The sequence below is a fragment of the Polymorphobacter multimanifer genome, from assembly GCF_014205635.1.
Lineage (GTDB): Bacteria > Pseudomonadota > Alphaproteobacteria > Sphingomonadales > Sphingomonadaceae > Sandarakinorhabdus > Sandarakinorhabdus multimanifer.
In genome coordinates this window covers 73,571-90,169 of record NZ_JACIIV010000006.1, presented here as the reverse complement: position 1 = coordinate 90,169, position 16,599 = coordinate 73,571, and the positions used below count along the sequence as shown (strand labels likewise).

General features: G+C 66.9%; 16 protein-coding genes. 8 read left to right on the top strand and 8 right to left on the bottom strand.

Annotation, left to right across the window (positions count from 1 at the left end; all coding sequences use genetic code 11):
• Positions 1 to 196 precede the first annotated feature (196 nt).
• Genes FHS79_RS05050 through FHS79_RS05035 form a run of 4 tightly spaced genes read right to left on the bottom strand, consistent with a single transcriptional unit; the run spans position 197 to position 5,112 of the window.
• Positions 197 to 1,459 (bottom strand): N-succinylarginine dihydrolase, encoded by a 1,263-nt coding sequence (locus FHS79_RS05050; protein WP_184196350.1) that lies wholly within the window; start codon positions 1,457 to 1,459, stop codon positions 197 to 199.
• Positions 1,459 to 2,880 (bottom strand): succinylglutamate-semialdehyde dehydrogenase, encoded by a 1,422-nt coding sequence (gene astD / locus FHS79_RS05045; RefSeq protein ID WP_184196347.1) that lies wholly within the window; start codon positions 2,878 to 2,880, stop codon positions 1,459 to 1,461. The genes FHS79_RS05050 and astD overlap by 1 nt, the downstream gene beginning before the upstream one ends.
• Positions 2,867 to 3,868 (bottom strand): arginine N-succinyltransferase, encoded by a 1,002-nt coding sequence (locus FHS79_RS05040; protein ID WP_184196344.1) that lies wholly within the window; start codon positions 3,866 to 3,868, stop codon positions 2,867 to 2,869. The genes astD and FHS79_RS05040 overlap by 14 nt, the downstream gene beginning before the upstream one ends.
• Positions 3,868 to 5,112, bottom strand: a complete 1,245-nt coding sequence (locus tag FHS79_RS05035) for a hydrolase (protein ID WP_424022260.1) — start codon at positions 5,110 to 5,112, stop codon at positions 3,868 to 3,870. Before FHS79_RS05035 ends, FHS79_RS05040 begins: the two co-directional genes overlap by 1 nt.
• A gap of 197 nt (positions 5,113 to 5,309) precedes the next feature.
• Here FHS79_RS05035 and FHS79_RS05030 point away from each other — a divergent pair, with 197 nt between their 5' ends.
• Positions 5,310 to 6,863 carry an amino acid permease gene (locus FHS79_RS05030; RefSeq protein WP_184196339.1) on the top strand — a complete coding sequence of 518 codons (1,554 nt, stop codon included), beginning with the start codon at positions 5,310 to 5,312 and terminating at the stop codon, positions 6,861 to 6,863.
• A 131-nt stretch (positions 6,864 to 6,994) separates the two neighbouring features.
• Here FHS79_RS05030 and FHS79_RS05025 read toward each other — a convergent pair whose 3' ends face one another.
• Positions 6,995 to 8,011 (bottom strand): adenosine kinase, encoded by a 1,017-nt coding sequence (locus FHS79_RS05025; RefSeq protein WP_184196336.1) that lies wholly within the window; start codon positions 8,009 to 8,011, stop codon positions 6,995 to 6,997.
• Positions 8,012 to 8,056: 45 nt separating this feature from the next.
• Between FHS79_RS05025 and FHS79_RS05020 the strand changes: the two genes are divergently transcribed.
• The 3 genes from FHS79_RS05020 (at position 8,057) to FHS79_RS05010 (ending at position 10,974) form a co-directional block, all read left to right on the top strand.
• Complete coding sequence (locus FHS79_RS05020; protein ID WP_184196333.1) at positions 8,057 to 8,431, top strand: hypothetical protein; 375 nt, start codon at positions 8,057 to 8,059, stop codon at positions 8,429 to 8,431.
• A 97-nt stretch (positions 8,432 to 8,528) separates the two neighbouring features.
• Positions 8,529 to 9,737: an acyl-CoA dehydrogenase family protein gene (locus tag FHS79_RS05015; RefSeq protein WP_184196330.1), complete on the top strand. Its 1,209-nt coding sequence runs from the start codon at positions 8,529 to 8,531 to the stop codon at positions 9,735 to 9,737.
• Positions 9,738 to 9,843: 106 nt separating this feature from the next.
• Entirely contained in the window at positions 9,844 to 10,974 is a 1,131-nt protein-coding gene (locus FHS79_RS05010; protein WP_184196327.1) for an acyl-CoA dehydrogenase family protein, read from the top strand.
• Positions 10,975 to 11,027: 53 nt separating this feature from the next.
• Here FHS79_RS05010 and FHS79_RS05005 read toward each other — a convergent pair whose 3' ends face one another.
• The gene (locus FHS79_RS05005; RefSeq protein ID WP_207792226.1) at positions 11,028 to 12,023 is read right to left on the bottom strand and encodes an SO2930 family diheme c-type cytochrome; all 996 of its coding nucleotides are present in this window, start codon (positions 12,021 to 12,023) and stop codon (positions 11,028 to 11,030) included.
• An 8-nt stretch (positions 12,024 to 12,031) separates the two neighbouring features.
• The gene (locus tag FHS79_RS05000) at positions 12,032 to 13,303 is read right to left on the bottom strand and encodes a parallel beta-helix domain-containing protein (protein WP_184196324.1); all 1,272 of its coding nucleotides are present in this window, start codon (positions 13,301 to 13,303) and stop codon (positions 12,032 to 12,034) included.
• A gap of 148 nt (positions 13,304 to 13,451) precedes the next feature.
• Here FHS79_RS05000 and FHS79_RS04995 point away from each other — a divergent pair, with 148 nt between their 5' ends.
• The 4 genes from FHS79_RS04995 to FHS79_RS04980 all read left to right on the top strand — a co-directional run bounded on the left by FHS79_RS04995 (position 13,452) and on the right by FHS79_RS04980 (position 16,438).
• Entirely contained in the window at positions 13,452 to 14,804 is a 1,353-nt protein-coding gene (locus FHS79_RS04995) for a S41 family peptidase (RefSeq protein ID WP_184196519.1), read from the top strand.
• A gap of 65 nt (positions 14,805 to 14,869) precedes the next feature.
• Positions 14,870 to 15,451, top strand: a complete 582-nt coding sequence (locus FHS79_RS04990) for a VTT domain-containing protein (protein ID WP_184196321.1) — start codon at positions 14,870 to 14,872, stop codon at positions 15,449 to 15,451.
• The gene (locus FHS79_RS04985) at positions 15,441 to 15,899 is read left to right on the top strand and encodes a disulfide bond formation protein B (protein ID WP_243452667.1); all 459 of its coding nucleotides are present in this window, start codon (positions 15,441 to 15,443) and stop codon (positions 15,897 to 15,899) included. Before FHS79_RS04990 ends, FHS79_RS04985 begins: the two co-directional genes overlap by 11 nt.
• The gene (locus FHS79_RS04980) at positions 15,896 to 16,438 is read left to right on the top strand and encodes a demethoxyubiquinone hydroxylase family protein (protein WP_243452666.1); all 543 of its coding nucleotides are present in this window, start codon (positions 15,896 to 15,898) and stop codon (positions 16,436 to 16,438) included. Before FHS79_RS04985 ends, FHS79_RS04980 begins: the two co-directional genes overlap by 4 nt.
• A gap of 12 nt (positions 16,439 to 16,450) precedes the next feature.
• Here FHS79_RS04980 and FHS79_RS04975 read toward each other — a convergent pair whose 3' ends face one another.
• Complete coding sequence (locus FHS79_RS04975) at positions 16,451 to 16,579, bottom strand: entericidin A/B family lipoprotein (RefSeq protein WP_184196312.1); 129 nt, start codon at positions 16,577 to 16,579, stop codon at positions 16,451 to 16,453.
• Between the last annotated feature and the right edge of the window lie 20 nt (positions 16,580 to 16,599).

Below are 16,599 nucleotides of genomic sequence, written 5' to 3'. Positions count from 1 at the left end.
GTTCAGGCTCAAAAGTCGGCTTCGAGAATAGTGAATTACTCGAATAACGATGCTTTGCAGATACTCTGGCTCGATAAAACTGAACGGCCGATTCTGCTAGGAGCGGCCGTTCGGAGGTTGACGTAGAAACGGCCAATATTGGGTCGAAAGTTGCCAGATTAAGTCAGCAGCGTGGATTCCAGCCGCCGTCGCCCCCCTACAACCCCAGCAACCCCAGCAAAGCCCCCCGCGCCGCCCGCGCCTGACCCCACAAATCCGCCGACCCCAAATCCCCCGGCGTGATCGTCTCCGGCCAATGCGCCTCGATCAGCGCCTCCAGCGCATCGGCGCGCGCCGGCGTGAGCAGAAACCGCGGGTCGATCGTGTGCGGTGCGGCCGCCACCCGCAGCCGGAGGCACGCCGGCCCGCCGCCGTTGCGCATCGATTCGCGCACATTCACAAAGTGCAGGTGGCGGATCGGCGTGTCCGCCGCCAGCAGCGTGTCCAGCCAGGTGCGCACACTGCCGCAAGTCTCGCATTCCCCCGGCAAGATCAGCGCCATCTCACCGCCCGGCAGCGTCAGCAGCTGGCTGTTGAACAAATAGCTGCTGATCGCATCCTCGAGCGGCACTGCCGCCGCCGGCACCTCGATGAACACCGCGTCTGCCATCGCCTCGCCAAGCCAGCCGCGCAAGCCCGCCGGATCGGCAAACGCCTGCTCATGTGCAAACAGCACCCGGCCATTCGCCACCGCCACCACATCATTGTGAAAAGCCCCGGCGTCGATCGCATCCTGGCTCTGCGCCACAAACGCCGTCCGTGCAGGGTCGAGCGCATGTCGCCGCGCAATCGCCTCGCTCGCCCGCCGGTTCTGCCGTGCCGGAAAACGCCCCGCCTCTTCCCCGTAAACGAAAATCTCCAGCCCCGGCAGATGATGCTCCGCCGCCAGCCGCATATGGTTCGCCGCCCCCTCGTCCCCAAAGCTCGCCGGCAGCGCGGCATGCACCGCAAAATGCGGATGCGCGAACGCCCGGCGCAGCATCGCCTCGGTCTCGCCATGCTCGATGCTGCGGTGGACCATGCGCGAAAGATTGGCGACCGAGATATGCGTCCGCCGGTCAAGCGTGTCGGGCGCCGGAGACACCGTCGCCGCATTCGCCGTCCACATCGCCGAAGCCGAGCAGCCTTGCGCAAACAGCCGCGGGTCTGCCGCATGCGCCGCCGCACACACCGCATCGTCCGATCCCGAAAACCCGAGTGCGCGCAACCAGACCGTGTTGGGCCGCTCCAGCGGCAGCAGATAGCCCTGCGGCAACCCCAGCCCCATCACGAACCGCATTTTTGCCAGCCCCTGTAAGGCAGCATCGCGCGGCCGGCTCGTCGCCCCGGCATTGGTCTGGCTGGCGAGGTTGCCGAAGCTCAACGCCGCATAATTGTGCGTCGGCCCGATCAACCCGTCGAAATTGATTTCCTGCAACATCAGCGCACCCCCACCCCAATCGTCGCCGCCGGTACCTCGGCCTCCAGGCTCGCCACCGGCCAGGCCGCATAATCCGCCGCATAATAGGCCGATGGCCGATGGTTGCCACTCGCCCCGATGCCCCCGAAGGGTGCGGAAGACGCCGCCCCATTGGTCGGTCGGTTCCAGTTGACCACCCCCGCCCGGCTCGCCGCCCAGAAGCGACGATACAAGGCCTCTTCCCCGCCGATCAGCCCCGCCGCCAGCCCGAACCGCGTGGCATTTGCAGCGTCCATCGCCGCCTCGAAGCTCTCCACCCGCACCATCTGCAACAACGGCCCGAACAACTCGTCATCCGGCCGCGCCCCAAGCCCGGTCACATCATAAAGCCCCGGCGTCAGGAATGGCCGCGCCGGATCGCGCCGCACCAGCGGCCGCAACACCCGCGCCCCCTCCCCCGCCAGCCCCGCCGCCGCCGCCACCAGATGCTCCGCCGCCGCATTATGAATCACCGGCCCCAGAAACGGCGCCGGATCGGCAAAAGGCTGGTCGACGATCAACCGGTCGATCAACGCCGTCACCGCCTCCATGAGCGGCCCCGCCGCCCGGTCCTCCACGATCAGCCGCCGCGCATTGGTGCAGCGCTGCCCCGCCGAAAGATACGCCGATTGCACGATCAGCGCCGCCGCGGCCTCAAGCTTGTCGGGCGCCAGGTCCCAGACCACCAGCGGATTGTTGCCACCCATTTCCAGCGCCAGGATCCGCCCCGGCGTTTCGGCAAACTGCCGCGCAAGTGCTGCACCCCCTCCGGCCGACCCGGTGAACAAAAGCCCGTCGATATCCGCCCCGGCCAGCGCCTTTCCGGTCCCCACAGCCCCCTGGACCACCCCCAGAACACCCCTCGGCAACCCCGCGCGCTCCCATAAATCGGCCATGAAAGCCCCCACCGCCGGCGTATGCTCGGACGGTTTGAACACGCACGCATTCCCCGCAATCAACGCCGGCACGATATGCCCATTGGGCAGATGCGCCGGAAAATTATACGGCCCCAGCACCGCCAGCACCCCATGCGGCTTGTGCCGCGTCACCGACCGCGTCCCCGCTACCTCCCCCTCGGCAACCCCTGCGCGCCCCATCTGGGCCGAAATGCTGATCTCCACTTTCGCCGCCGTGCTCGCCACTTCGGTCCGCGCTTCCCACAACGGCTTGCCCGTCTCGCGCGCGATAAGCCGCGCAAAAGGCTCGGCTTCTGCCTTCACCGCTTCCGCAAACGCCCGCGCCACCGCATGCCGCGCTTCCACCGGCGCCATCGCCCAACCAGGAAACGCCGCCCGCGCCGCCTCCACCGCCGCAGCCACTTGCGCCACCCCCGCCACCGGCCCCTCCCAAACTCCCTCGCCAGTGCAGGGGTCCAGGCTCACAAGCATCTCAGGCGGGCACATGGATGATCTCTTCCCCAGCAAGAACCCGCGCCGCCGCAGCCGGCGCTGCGGCCAGGCACCCGCCCCCCATCGGCGCAAAAAAAGCCCGGAAATCCAGCAACTTGCCTGCCGTAATCAACGAAGGCACCGCGTCATCAGCATCACCGATCCGCGCCACCACCGAAGTCCGCGCCGCCGACACCGTCCGCAGCCGGTCGGTCCGCGCCGTCACCGTCGGCCCGCCATCGAAGATGTCGAGGTAATTGTCCTGCACAAACCCCTCCGCCTCCAGCATCGCCAGCGCCCCCTTGCCCTTGGGGTGTGGCTGGCCGATCACCGCCCGCGCCGCCTCGGGCAGCAGCGCGGTATAGATCGGCTGGCGCGGCATCAGATCGGCAATGAACTGGCTGCCATGCGCAGCATTGAAGCGGTCGGCCTCCGGAAAGCTCATTCCGAAAAACGCCCGCCCAATGGCATCCCAGAACGGCGAATTGCCCTCCTCGTCCGAAACGCCGCGCAATTCGGCAATGATCTTCTCCCCGAACCGCGCCCGGTGCCGCGCGATGAACAAATAGCGCGCCCGCGCGATCAGCTTGCCGATGCCCGCCGACCGATGGTCGGGATGCAGAAACAACCCACCCACCTCCGAAGCCCCGTCATGATCGGTCACCAGATTGAGCAACGAAAGCGGCACCACCCTCCCCAGCTCGCGGCACGCCTGCGACATCTGGCTGAGTTTGTAAGAATAAAACGGCCAGCGCGCCCCGATGCGGCTGAAGATCATCCCCGTGCCACCCACCGCCCCCGTCTCGCTGTGGCGCAACACCAAAATGTAAAGTTCGTCCTCGGGCGCTTCCACGTCGCGCGAAAAGCTCCTTGTCGACCAATCGAGCCGCGCCGCCAGCGCCGCCTCGTCGGTTGGCAGGTTGGTGAAGCCACTGCCGGTGATCCGCGCCAGCCCCAACAGCGCCTCGAGGTCGCCCGCCCGCGCCGGCTCCACGATCCACATCAGCGCACCCAGCCGTGCTGCGCCACGCGCAGCAACACCAGCGCTGCCAGCCGCGCCCGCTCCTCGAGCGAATCGACGCACAGAAACTCGTCCGCCGAATGGATCGCCCCACCGCGCGGCCCCATCGTATCGACCACAGCCAGCCCGGTGGCGGCCAGGTTGTTGCCGTCGCAAACCCCGCCCGTGTCGCGCCAGCCGATCGGCAGCCCAAGCGCCGCCCCACACCCCTTCACCAGCGCAAACAGCCGCGCCTGATTGGCATCGAGCGGCTTCGGCGGCCGCGCGAAATGCCCATGCAGATGCACCTGCACGTCATGCGCCGCCGCCACTTCGGCCACGAGACGCTCCACCCCGGCCTGCGCCCGCGCCTGAGCCTCCGGGGTCGTCGGCCGCATGTTCCAGCGCAGCACCGCACGGTCCGGCACCACATTGTTCGGTCCGCCACCCTCGATTTTCGCCGGATTGACGCTCAGTGCATCGTCTCCAAGTGCTGCCAGCCGCAGCGCCAGGTCGGCCGCCGCGAGCAGCGCATTGCGGCCCTCGTCCGGGTTGCGCCCCGCATGCGCCGCTTTTCCGGTGATCGCCGCCGAAAAATTGCCCGAACCGCGCCGCGCCCCGGCCAGCGTGCCATCGGGAAGTGCCGGCTCGAAGGTCAGCCCCAGGTCGCACCGCCGCGCCGCCTCCGCCAGCAACGGCGCAGATCCCAACGAAGACACTTCCTCATCGGCGTTGATCACCACTTCCCAGCCCAGCCGCTCGCGCCAGGGGCTCGCTTCCAGCACGCCAAGGGCCGCAAGCATCACCGCAATCCCGCCCTTCATGTCGGCGGTGCCAGGGCCGTTCAGCGTATCCGCATCGAGCCAGCGGCACGTCTGAAAAACATGGTCGGCCGCAAACACCGTGTCCATATGCCCGGTCAGCAGTACCCGCACCGGCGCCTGCGGGCGCATCACCACATGCAGGCTATCCCCATGAAACAGCGGCACCTGGCACCCACTGGCATCGAGGCTGGTCACCGCCGCCGGCGCCACGCGCAGCACTTCGCCGCCGAGCGGCGCAAATGCCGCCTCAAGCCGATCGCCCATCGCCGCCAGGCCCGCAACATTGCGGCTGCCACTGTTGATCGCCGCCCAGTCGAGCACCTGCGCCAGCATCAACGGCCGCGCACCAACAAGGCGCGCCAGCACTTCAGCCTCCGCGCCCGAAAGGGCAGCGACGTCGACAAGATCGGTTCCGATACTCACCCGCACAGTGATAGCCCAGCCGCCCTGCCACCGCCACAGCATTCTGTGATTTCTCTAACATCGCCGGTCGCCTGTGATTTATCACCAGCACTCCGGCATTCGGCTTGACCCGCTGCTCCAACCCTGCCCCTATGTTGCGATTGTGCGGCGCACGCGGGGGCGCTAAGGCGTGCCGGTGTTTTGGAAGGGGATTATTCTTGGCTGATTGGCGGGTGAAGTCGCTCGATTCGATTCTTGCGACCGCAGAAAAGAAGTCCCTCACGCGCTCGCTGGGCGCTTTCCAGCTCACCATGCTCGGCATCGGCGGCATCATCGGCACCGGCATCTTCGTGCTCACGTCCGAAGCCGCCCAGCTTGCCGGCCCGGCGATGCTGCTCAGCTTCGTCATCGCCGCAACCGTCTGCGGTCTCGCAGCGCTCTGCTATGCCGAGCTTGCCTCGATGGTCCCCGTCTCGGGCTCTGCCTATACCTACAGCTATGCCACCTTCGGCGAGCTCATGGCCTGGATCGTCGGCTGGGCGCTCGTCCTCGAATATGCCGTTGCAGCCAGTGCCGTCGCGGTCGGCTGGTCGGGCTATGCTGTGGGCGTCATTCAGGAATTTCTCGGCTACGAGCTGCCGTTCGCGCTCACCAACGGGCCCTATGCCGGCGGCCTCATCAACCTGCCCGCGGTCATCATCTCGATCGCCGTCACCGCCCTGCTCGTGGTCGGCACCAAGGAGAGCGCCACCGTCAACGCCGTGCTGGTCGTGATCAAGGTCGCCGCCCTCACCGCCTTCGTGGTGCTGGCACTGCCCGCCTACAACGCCGAGAATTTCGTGCCCTTCATGCCGCTCGGCTCGACCTCGGCGATCACCGCCGCCTCGATCATCTTCTTCGCCTATGTCGGCTTCGATGCCGTCTCCACTGCCGCGGAAGAGACCAAGGATCCGCAGCGCAACATCCCGATCGGCCTCATCGGCTCGCTCGTCATCTGCACCGTCTTCTATCTCGCGGTCGGCGTCGGCGTCATCGGCTCCTATGGCGCCCAGCCCGTCGGCATCATCGATGGCACCGCTCCTTATCCCGGCACGCCCGAACTGGTCGCTGCCTGCAACGCCGATACGGTAGCCTCGGTGGTCTGCTCCAACGAAGCGCTGGCCCATGTGCTCCGCTCGATCGGCCATCCCGGTGTCGGCAATCTGCTCGGCCTCGCCGCCGGCTTCGCACTGCCCAGCGTCATCCTGATGATGATGTTCGCGCAGACCCGCGTATTCTTCGTGATGTCGCGCGATGGCCTGCTGCCGCGCGCCCTTTCCAAGGTCCACCCCAAGTTCAAGACGCCGCACATCGTGACCATGATCACGGGTGCCGCCGTCACCATCGGCGCCGCCTTCTTCCCGGTCGGCCAGCTCGCCTCCATCTCCAATGGCGGCACGCTCTGCGCCTTCTTCTTCGTGGCGCTCGCCATCCTGGTGCTTCGCCGCACCCAGCCCGATCGCAAGCGCAGCTTCCGCACCCCGGCGGTCTGGGTCATCGCGCCCGCCGCGATCGTCGGCTGCCTCGTGCTGTTCGCCTTCCTGTCCTGGACCGCGATCGTCTTCTTCTTTGCCTGGGCCGCGATCGGCATCGTCTTCTACTTCGCCTATGGCCGCAGCCGCTCCAACGTGGCGCTGGGCATCGACGGCGTGTCGGAGCTCGATCCCGACATCCCGCCGCAGGGCGTCCCGCCGCTGCCGGGGATCCATACGCCGGGGGGCAAGGACGCGTAGTCCAAGGCCTCCGGCGGCCGGGGCCTCAGGCCCCGGACCCCATCAATGGGTTGTCGCAAAACGATAACGGTTCAGGTGTGGCGCGAACGCAACTAATGGGGTCCGGGGCCCGAGGCCCCGGCCGCCGGAGGCTAAATCCGGGCCGCCACCAGCGCCCGCAAATCCGCCTCGGGCCGCGCGCCATAATGGCTGATCACTTCGGCTGCCGCGATACAGCCGATCCGCGCGCAATCGGGCAGCGAGCGGCCCTGCACCATGCCGGCCATGAAGCCGCCGGCAAACAGATCGCCCGCCCCGGTGGTGTCGAGCACGCGGGTGGCAGGCTCGGCGGGCACCTCGTGCACTTCGCCGCCGGCGAGCACCACCGCCCCCTTTTCGGAGCGGGTGATGACCGTGATGCACGCATGCTTCGCCATCTCGGCCATCGCCACGCCAAGATCGTCGGTCTGGTAGAGCGCCCGCGCCTCATTCTCGTTGGCAAACATCAGGTCGACATGGCTGGCAAGCAGGTCCTGGAAATCCTCGCGATGCCCCTCGACGCAGAACACGTCCGACAGGGTGAACGCCACCTTGCGGCCATTGGCGCGCGCCACTTCGATCGCCTTCTTCATCGCAGCGCGCGGTGCTGGGGGATCCCAGAGATAACCCTCGAGGTAGAGGATGCCCGACGCGGCGACGGTGGCGGCATCGAGATCGGCCTCCGAAAGCTCCTGGCAGGCCCCCAGATAGGTGTTCATCGTGCGGTCGCCATCGGGGGTGACGACAATGAGGCAGCGCCCGGTCGGGTTGCCATTGGCGCTCGCCGGTGTTTCGAAATGCACGCCGGCAGCGCGAATATCGTGCGTGAACACCTGCCCCAGCTGGTCCTGCGCCACCCGGCCGACAAACGCCGGCCTCGCGCCGAGCGCAGCCACGCCGGCAACGGTGTTGGCGGCCGAGCCGCCGCTGATTTCGCGGCCGCTGCCCATCACCGCATAAAGCGCTTCCGCCTCTTCGGCGCTGATCAGCCGCATCGAGCCCTTGGCAATGTCGCGCTCGGCGAGAAAGGACGGCGGGGCGGCGGTGATGACATCGACGATGGCATTGCCGATTGCGATCACGTCGAAGCGCGGTGCGGTGGAATGGGGTGCGGGTGCGGTGCTGCTCATGCCCGGCTCCTAGCGCGAGAGCCGCCGGATGGCTAGGAGGGAGGCATGAATCTCAAGCATCTCCTGCTGCTGCCCATCCTGCTACCCGGCCTGCTGCTCGCCGGCTGCACGGCCCCCACCCCCACCGTGCAGGCGCCGCCTCCGCCGCCGCGCATGGCGCCCGATCCGCCCGGGCTGGTGCTCATCCTGCGCAAATCGGAGGCCGAAGTCGTGGCGCTGCTCGGCGCCCCCTCGATGAGTCGCAGCGAAGGCCCGGCGCGGCAGCTCCAGTTCATTCGCCCGCCCTGCATTCTCGATGCCTTTCTCTATCCCGATGCAGCGGGCGCTGCGAAAGTGCGCACCGCCGCCGCCCGCAAGCCCGATGGCACCCGCATGGAGCCCGGCGCCTGCCTCACCCTCATCTTGCCGGTACGACCCTAGGGCGACACTTCGGCACGCTTGCCTAAGGCGGACGGTGCGCTTAACGTAAGCGTCAACCACTGCATTTAGCCACACGCAAACTCTGGGGAGTACTGCCATGGACCTGAGCTTTTCGCCTGAAGATCTGGCGTTCCGCGACGAAGTGCGCGCCGTCATCCGCGACGAATATCCGACCGAGCTTCACGGGAAGATCGACGAGGGCGAGGAGTTGTCGAAGGACGATTTCCTCAAATGGCACAAGGTGCTCGCCGCCAAGGGCTGGATCGCCCCGGCCTGGCCCAAGCAATATGGCGGCACCGGCTGGAACAGCGTGCAGCGCTACATCTGGTCCGAGGAGACCGCGCGCGCCGATGCGATTCGCCTCATGCCCTTCGGCCTGTCGATGGTCGGCCCGGTCATCTACACCTTCGGCACCGAAGAGCAGAAGGCGCGCTTCCTCCCCGGCATCCTGTCGGGTGATGTGTGGTGGTGCCAGGGCTATTCGGAGCCGGGCGCCGGATCGGATCTCGCCAACCTCCGCACCAAGGCCGAGCGCTTCACCGGCGAGGACGGCAAGGAATACTACCGCGTCAACGGCCAGAAGACCTGGACGACGATGGCGCAGCACGCCGATTGGGGCTTCTTCCTCGTCCGCACCGACCCCGCGTCGAAGCCGCAGGAGGGCATTTCCTTCCTGCTCATCGACATGAACTCGCCCGGCGTCACCGTCCGCCCGATCATCACCCTGGGCGGCGAGCATGAAGTCAACGAAGTCTGGCTCGAAGACGTGATCGTGCCCGTCGACCAGCGCATCTACGACGAAAACAAGGGCTGGACGTGCGCCAAGTTCCTGCTCGCCCATGAGCGCACCGGCATCGCCGGCGTCGCCGCCTCCAAGCGCGGTGTCGAGCGCATCCGCGCGGTCGCAAAGTCCGAGCAGGATGGCGGCCAGCCGCTGATTGCGAATCCCTTCTTCAAGCGGAAGATCGCCGAGCTCGAAATCGATCTCGCAGCACTCGAGTTCACCGAGCTGCGGACGCTGGCCGGTGAAGCCTCGGGCAAGGGCCCTGGGCCGGAATCGTCGCTGCTCAAGATCAAGGGCACCGAAATCCAGCAGCGCCTCACCGAACTGGCGCTCGAAGCCGCCGGCCATTATGGCGCGCCCTATTTCCGCAGCTTCGGCGAGGGCGACAACGAAAGCGCGATCGGCCCCGATTACAGCCGCCGCGTGGCCCCCACCTATTTCAACATGCGCAAGACCTCGATCTACGGCGGCTCGAACGAGATCCAGCGCAATATCATCGCGAAAATGGTGCTGGGGCTCTGATCCCGCACCACTGAACAACAGCGGCGGAAGGCGACCCCTTCCGCCGTTTCCACATAAAGACTAAACCGCGACAAAAGCGCGCAAACACCAGCCGGGGAGGCTTCCGATGGACTTCAATCTGACCGACGAACAGACCATGCTCAAGGATACCGTGCAGCGGTACCTCGCCGACACCTACAGCTTCGACGCGCGCATGAAGTCGGTCCATTCGGGTGCAGGCTGGAGCCCCTCGGTCTGGAAGGCCTTTGCCGAAGAGCTCGGAATCCTCGGCGCGCCCTTCGCCGAAGCGCATGGCGGTCTTGGCGGCGGTGCCATCGAAAACATGATCGTCATGGAAGAAATCGGCCGCGCCATGGTGCTCGAGCCCTATCTCTCCACCGTCGTCATCGGCGGCGGCGCGTTGAAAGCCGTCGGCGGCGCCATCGCCGAAGCCGTCATCCCCGAGATCATCGCCGGCAACGCCATCATCGCCTTCGCCTATGCCGAGCCGCAGGGCCGCTACCACCTCCACGATCTCACCACCACCGCGCGTGCGGACGGCGAAGGCTGGGTGCTCAACGGCCACAAGTCGGTCGTCACCTCGGCCCCCTATGCCACCCATCTCCTCGTCACTGCGCGCACCAGCGGCGCGCAGCGCGATGCCGGCGGCATCTCGCTCTTCCTCATCCCCTCGGGCCTCGCCGGCATCACCCGCCGCGATTACATGACCGTCGATGGCGGTGCAGCGTCCGAAGTCTATTTCGAGAACGTCGCGCTCGGCGCCGATCACCTGCTCGGGCGCGCGGGCGAAGGCCTGCCGATCATCGAGCAGGTCGTCGATGAAGCCACCGCCGCCGTCTGCGCCGAAGCCTGCGGCCTGCTCCGCGTGCTCCAGGCCACCACGCTCGACTATGCCAAGCAGCGCAAGCAGTTCGGAAAGCCGATCGGCGATTTCCAGGTCATCCAGCACCGCATCGTCGACATGTTCCTCGAAGTCGAACAGGCGGTCTCCATCACCCTCATGGCCACCCTCAAGCTCGACACCGCCGAACGCGCCACCGCCGTCTCGATGGCCAAGGCCAAGGTCGGCAAGGCCGCCAAGTTCGTCGGCCAGAACGCCGTGCAGATCCATGGCGGCATCGGCATCTCCAACGAGCTCGCCGTCGGCCATTACTTCAAGCGCGCCACGCTCGTCGAAGGCCTGTTCGGCTCGGTCGACCACCACTTCGCGCGCTACGAGACGCTGGCTATCGACTAGAGCCTCCGGCGGCCGGGGCCTCGGGCCCCGGACCCCTTTTGTCGGGCTTGGTCCTAAGCGGCTGGCGGCATCGTCTCGATCCACGCCCGGATCAGCGCCGCCGCCTCGGTGTCGACCAGCGTCCGTCCGAACTGCGGCATCATCACCCCCGCCTCGGTCGATTCGAGCCGGTGGACGAGGATCGACGCATCGGGGTCTCCCGGCACGATCCCGAAGCTGTGGCCGCCCGAGCCGCGCCCCGCCGCCACCGGCCGCTTGCCCACACCGAGATGGGTGGCATCGGGCTCATCGTGCTGGAGGTAGAGCCCCGAGTTCGAGGCAAACCCCGCCCGGCTATGGCAATGCCCGCAGTTCACATCGAGCCAGGCCCGCGCCCGCATCGCCACCGGCTCGGCCGCATCGTCCCAGCGCGCCAGCTTCGGCAACGCGGCCGGCAGCGCCGCCAGCCGCCCGCTCGCCACCCAGCGTTGCAGCTGCACGCCATCATTGAGGTTCGCCAGCCCCGGCCCGATCGGCGTCACCGCACCAGCCTGCTGGTGGCACTGCTTGCACTGGTTCTGGTTGGGCACATTGTAATCGAAGCTGACGAGCTTTCCTGCGATCGCCACCGTCATCGGGATCGTCATGCCCGCGCGCTGCAGCTTTGCCTCGGTGCCCGCCGCGTTCCACACATAGGAGACCGGCGCCCAGCCATCGGCACGGCGGATCAGCAGCCGCGTCTCCAGCCGCCGGAAGCTGGTGCCCTCGCCATATTCGAAATGCTTGATCAGCGTCGCCCCCACCGGCCATTCGATCTTGCCGTCCGCCCCCACCCGCGCGGCCGTGCCGGCTGGCAGATACGCCAGCCGCTCCTTGGCGGCATGGTCGGTGAACAGCGGCGTGTTGAGCGTGTACCGCTCCACCCCCGCCGCCGGGCTGTTTGCGGCACGGTCGGAAAACAGCCGATAGGCCCCCAGCGTCGGCGCCGGCTCCGCCGCCAGCAGCCGCTTCACATCAGGCCCCGCCGGCGCCGCCCCCAGCAGCAACCCGCCCGCAAGCCCGAGAAGCACCCGCCCGATCACTGAGCGGCAAAACTCGCACGCGTCGCATCACCCTTGATCGCCGCCGCCCGCGCCAGCTGTGCTGCCGGAAGCACGATCGCATCCGGCTCGGGCAGCGTCGCCATCGCCATCGCCTCCCCCACGCTCGGCTTCGCCTCCGTCAGCGGCGTCCCCCAGCTGCCCAGGTTCAGGCTCAGCATCGGCGCGTCATTGACATAAATCGGCCCATCCGCCGGGGTGGGTGCCGAAGCCCCCGGTGCCGTGAACCGGTCCACCCCGTCCCACATCACCGGCGGGATCGTGCCGCCGATCGCCGCGGCAATCGCCGCCCCGCCCGGAAAGCTGGGGGCGGTGCCATTGCCGGCAAAGCGGTTGCCGCGCACCGCCACGCTGCGCGGTAGCGGGTTGTACGCCTTGTCGGTGAACGCCTGGGTATAGGCCACCAGCATCACGGCATTGCCCTTGTTGTCGCGCACGTCATTGCCGATGATGTGCACGTTGCGGTTCGCCATCACCATGATCCCGGTGCCCGAAGGCACGTTCGCCACGATATTGCCGGGTGCCGCGAAGTTCACATGATTGTTGGCAACAATGCGATTGTCATGAAGCCGCACCGAATGCCCGCCCTGCTGCGGCAGGTCGGGCAGGTCGAACACCAGCAGCCCGCCGGCATTGTTCGTCGCCAGATTGCCGTGCACATCGGCGTTGTAGCTGTTCTCGATCTCGATGCCCGCCACATTCATCTCGGCCACATTGTTCCGCACGATGATGTTCGCCGATTGCCCCACATAGATGCCGGCATCCGAAGCCCCGCGCACCAGCGTCCGCTCGATCAGCACATTCTTCGAGCTGACCGGATACACGCCATAGGCGCCGTTGGTCGCCTTGGGCCCCCCGGTCCACTCCACCCGCAAATTGACGAAGCTGATGCCATCGACATCCTTGGATTTCAGCCCGTTCCCGGCCGCATTCTCCACCGCCAGATCGGCAATCAACGCGCCACCCGCCGTGATCAGCAGCCCCTCCGCCTCGCCCGTCTGCCCGGTGAAATCGAGGATCGTCGCATCGGGCCCCGCACCCTTCACCGTCACATCCGCCACATCGAGGCTCAACCCCTTGAGCAGCCGGAACCGCCCCTTGCCCAGGCTGATCGTGTCCCCGGGTGCGGCCATGATCAACGCTTCCTGCAGCCGCCTATGGTCATCGGCCCCCGGCCGCACCGTGATCGTCTTCGCATCGGCCGGCAGGCTCAGGACCAGGGCAGCGAGAAGCAGGGCAGGATGGCGCATCGATGTATCCCCAGGCAGTTTTCCCGAGTCTAGCCTGTGCGCTGCCCCTGCGAAAGGGCCGCAGCACCGCGACCCCGCAGGGTCTGGCGCTCGGGCCTTTCTGTGTTACATTCCGGCTTCTGTCGTGTTCTGGATGGCGTTGATGACCATGTCCCCGCAAAAGAAGATCCTCCTCGTCGGTATCGGCGTCGCTGCCCTCGCCGGCACCGCCACGGTGCGCGCCGCCGCGCAGAGCGACACCTACAAGCAGCTCGATGCCCTGATGGACGTGTTCGAGCAGGTCCGCGTCACCTACGTCGACAAGGTCGATGACAAGACCCTTATCGATGGCGCCATCAACGGCATGCTCGCCAGCCTCGATCCGCACTCCAACTATCTCGACCAGCGCGATTTCGCGTCGATGCGCCAGACAACCGATGGCGAATATGGCGGCCTCGGGCTGTCGGTCAGCATCGAGGATGGCGCGGTCAAGGTCATCGCCCCCATGGACGACACGCCGGGGGCCCGCGCCGGAATAAAGCCCGGCGATTACATCACCCATATCGAGGGCGAGCTCATCTACGGCCAGCCGCTCAACGAAGCCGTGGACCGGATGCGCGGCCTTGCCGGCAGCAAGATCGCCATCACCATCGCTCGCCAGGGCGAGGCCAAGCCGCTGCAATTCTCGCTCACCCGCGAGGTCATCCAGATCCGCCCGGTGAAGTGGGAAGTGAAGAACAATGTCGGCATCGTCCGCATTTCCACCTTCAACAAGCAGACCGGCCCCGCCACCCGCGATGCCGTGGCCGCCATCGACAAGAAGCTCGGTGCCGCCCTGTCGGGCTATGTCATCGACCTGCGCTCCAACCCCGGCGGCCTGCTCGACCAGGCGATCGAAGTGTCGGACGTGTTCCTCGACAAGGGCGAGATCGTCTCGCAGCGCGGCCGCGCCAAGGGAGACATCATCCGCTACCACGCCAAGGCCGGGGACCTGACGCACGGCAAGCCCATCGTCATCCTCGTCGACGAGGGCTCCGCCTCGGCCGCCGAGATCGTCGCCGGCGCGCTGCAGGATCATCGCCGCGCCATGGTCATCGGCGAGCGCAGCTTCGGCAAGGGGTCGGTGCAGACGCTCATCCCGCTCGGCGAAGGCACCGGCCTGCGCATCACCACGGCGCGCTACTTCACCCCCTCGGGCCGCAGCGTGCAGGAGGCCGGCATCGAGCCCGATGTGTCAGTGCCGCAGCTGTCCGACGCGCTGCGCGGCGAGCGCCCACGCCGCCGCGAGGCGGATCTCACCCGCCACCTCATCAACGAAGTGAAGGACGGCACCGAGAAGCTGGTGGAAACCGACGAAAAGCCCGATCCGCGCTTCACCCAGACCGCCGACGAGCTCAAAAAGGCCGGCGTGCTCGATTTCCAGCTCGATTATGCCGTCAAGATGCTCGGCCGCCTCGCACCCGCCGCCACCGTGCAGATGGCCGAAGCTGCCGGTCTTTCGCCTGCTGCAGCGCAGCGCTGATTGCGCTGGCGGCCCTGCCCGCCTAAACCACGCGCGGTCGTTCGGACCGTGAGCGAGGGTTTACCGTGTTGCGTCGTCTCTATGACTGGACCCTCGCTCGTGCCGCCGGGCCGCAGGCCGAGCGCTGGCTAGCCGGCATCAGCTTCGCGGATTCGAGCTTCTTTCCCGTGCCCCCCGATGTGATGCAGATCCCCATGTCGATCGCCCGTCCCGAGCGCTCGATCCGCTATGCCGCCGTCTCCACCATAGCCTCGGTGCTCGGCGCGCTGCTCGGCTATCTCATCGGCTCGTTCCTGTATCAGGCGGTCGGCGTGCCCTTGCTCCAGCTCTACGGCTATGAGGAAAGATTCGCCGATTTTGCCGCCTCCATCGCCAGCAACGGCTTCCTGTGGATGCTCGCCTTCGCCTTCCTGCCCATCCCCTACAAGGTCGCCACCATCGCCGCCGGCAGCATCAGCCTTTCGGTCCCGGTGCTCATCATCGCCTCGATCCTCGGCCGCGGTGGCCGCTTCTTCCTCGTGGCGCTCATCCTGCGCCGCTATGGTGCTGCCGCACAGAAGCTCATCGATCGCTATTTCAACCAGCTTGCGCTCGCCGCCACCGTCCTGTTCGTCGGCGGCTTCCTCGTGGTGCGCTTTGCGTTCTGACGTCGCCCAACCCGCCGCCATCGTCCTCGCCGGCGGCCTCGCCCTGCTCGGCGGCGCGCTCGCCTTCGAGCATCTCGGCGGCCTCGTCCCCTGTGAAATGTGCATCTGGCAGCGTCAGGCCATCGCCGCCGCCCTCGTCCTCGCGACGCTGGCGCTGGTCCTCAAGTCCCGCGCGGTCGCCGCCCTCGCCGCCGTGGCCATGCTCGGCAACGCCGCCATCGCCGGCTTTCACGCCGGCGTCGAACAGAAATGGTGGGAGGGCATCACCCGCTGCGCCACCACCCCCAGCGGCGGTTCGACGGCGGACATCATCGGCGCCATCCTCGCCACGCCGCTGGTGCGCTGCGACGCCATTCCCTGGTCCCTTTTCGGCATTTCCATGGCAGGATGGAACTTCATCATCGCAAGCATCATCGGAGCCTTGGCACTATGGCGATTGAAAGCATGAGGCACCTGCCCGGTGACCGTCCCGCCGCAAAAAGCGTCGACACCGCCTCGATGATCCGCGTCAACCAGGCCGGGGAATATGGTGCGGCGCGCATCTACGCCGGGCAGCTCGCGGTCATGGGCCGCCGCTCGCGCATGGCGAGCGAGATCGCGCACATGGCAGCGCAGGAGCAGCGCCACCTCGATGGCTTCGACCGGCTGATGACGCAGCGCCGTGTGCGCCCCACCGTCTTCTCGCCGCTCTGGCATATTGCCGGCTATGCGCTCGGTGCGGCCACGGCGCTCATCGGCCCCAAGGCCGCCATGGCCGCCACCGTCGCGGTGGAAACCGTCATCGACGAACATTACGGCGCGCAGGAAACAGCACTCGCCGATGGCAGTGATCCGGAACTGCTGGGAATGGTCGCCGACTATCGCAGCGACGAGGCCGAGCACCGCGAAACCGCGACCGGCCATGCCGGAGAAAATGGGTTTCCGGTCATGCAGGCGGTCATCCGCGCCGGCTGCCGGATCGCAATCCGGGTCGCCGAGCGCGTCTGACCAGAAAGAAAACTAGTTCTTCACGTCGTCGGCAGTCTTCGTCACCGCCTTGCCGGCCGAGCTCACATCTTCGCCCGCCCCGGAAATCGTGTTGCAGCCTGCCAGAACCAGCAGGGCCGTCATCATCACAATCGCACGCATCGCCACTCTCCACTTGTTAC

Excerpts from the sequence above, each read along its gene's own strand:
- FHS79_RS05050 (WP_184196350.1), bottom strand. The coding sequence starts at position 1,459 with ATGTTGCAGGAAATCAATTTCGACGGGTTGATCGGGCCGACGCACAAT.
- astD (WP_184196347.1), bottom strand. The coding sequence starts at position 2,880 with ATGTGCCCGCCTGAGATGCTTGTGAGCCTGGACCCCTGCACTGGCGAG.
- FHS79_RS05040 (WP_184196344.1), bottom strand. The coding sequence starts at position 3,868 with ATGTGGATCGTGGAGCCGGCGCGGGCGGGCGACCTCGAGGCGCTGTTG.
- FHS79_RS05025 (WP_184196336.1), bottom strand. The coding sequence starts at position 8,011 with ATGAGCAGCACCGCACCCGCACCCCATTCCACCGCACCGCGCTTCGAC.
- FHS79_RS05020 (WP_184196333.1), top strand. The coding sequence starts at position 8,057 with ATGAATCTCAAGCATCTCCTGCTGCTGCCCATCCTGCTACCCGGCCTG.
- FHS79_RS05015 (WP_184196330.1), top strand. The coding sequence starts at position 8,529 with ATGGACCTGAGCTTTTCGCCTGAAGATCTGGCGTTCCGCGACGAAGTG.
- FHS79_RS05010 (WP_184196327.1), top strand. The coding sequence starts at position 9,844 with ATGGACTTCAATCTGACCGACGAACAGACCATGCTCAAGGATACCGTG.
- FHS79_RS05000 (WP_184196324.1), bottom strand. The coding sequence starts at position 13,303 with ATGCGCCATCCTGCCCTGCTTCTCGCTGCCCTGGTCCTGAGCCTGCCG.
- FHS79_RS04995 (WP_184196519.1), top strand. The coding sequence starts at position 13,452 with ATGTCCCCGCAAAAGAAGATCCTCCTCGTCGGTATCGGCGTCGCTGCC.
- FHS79_RS04980 (WP_243452666.1), top strand. The coding sequence starts at position 15,896 with ATGAGGCACCTGCCCGGTGACCGTCCCGCCGCAAAAAGCGTCGACACC.
- FHS79_RS04975 (WP_184196312.1), bottom strand. The coding sequence starts at position 16,579 with ATGCGTGCGATTGTGATGATGACGGCCCTGCTGGTTCTGGCAGGCTGC.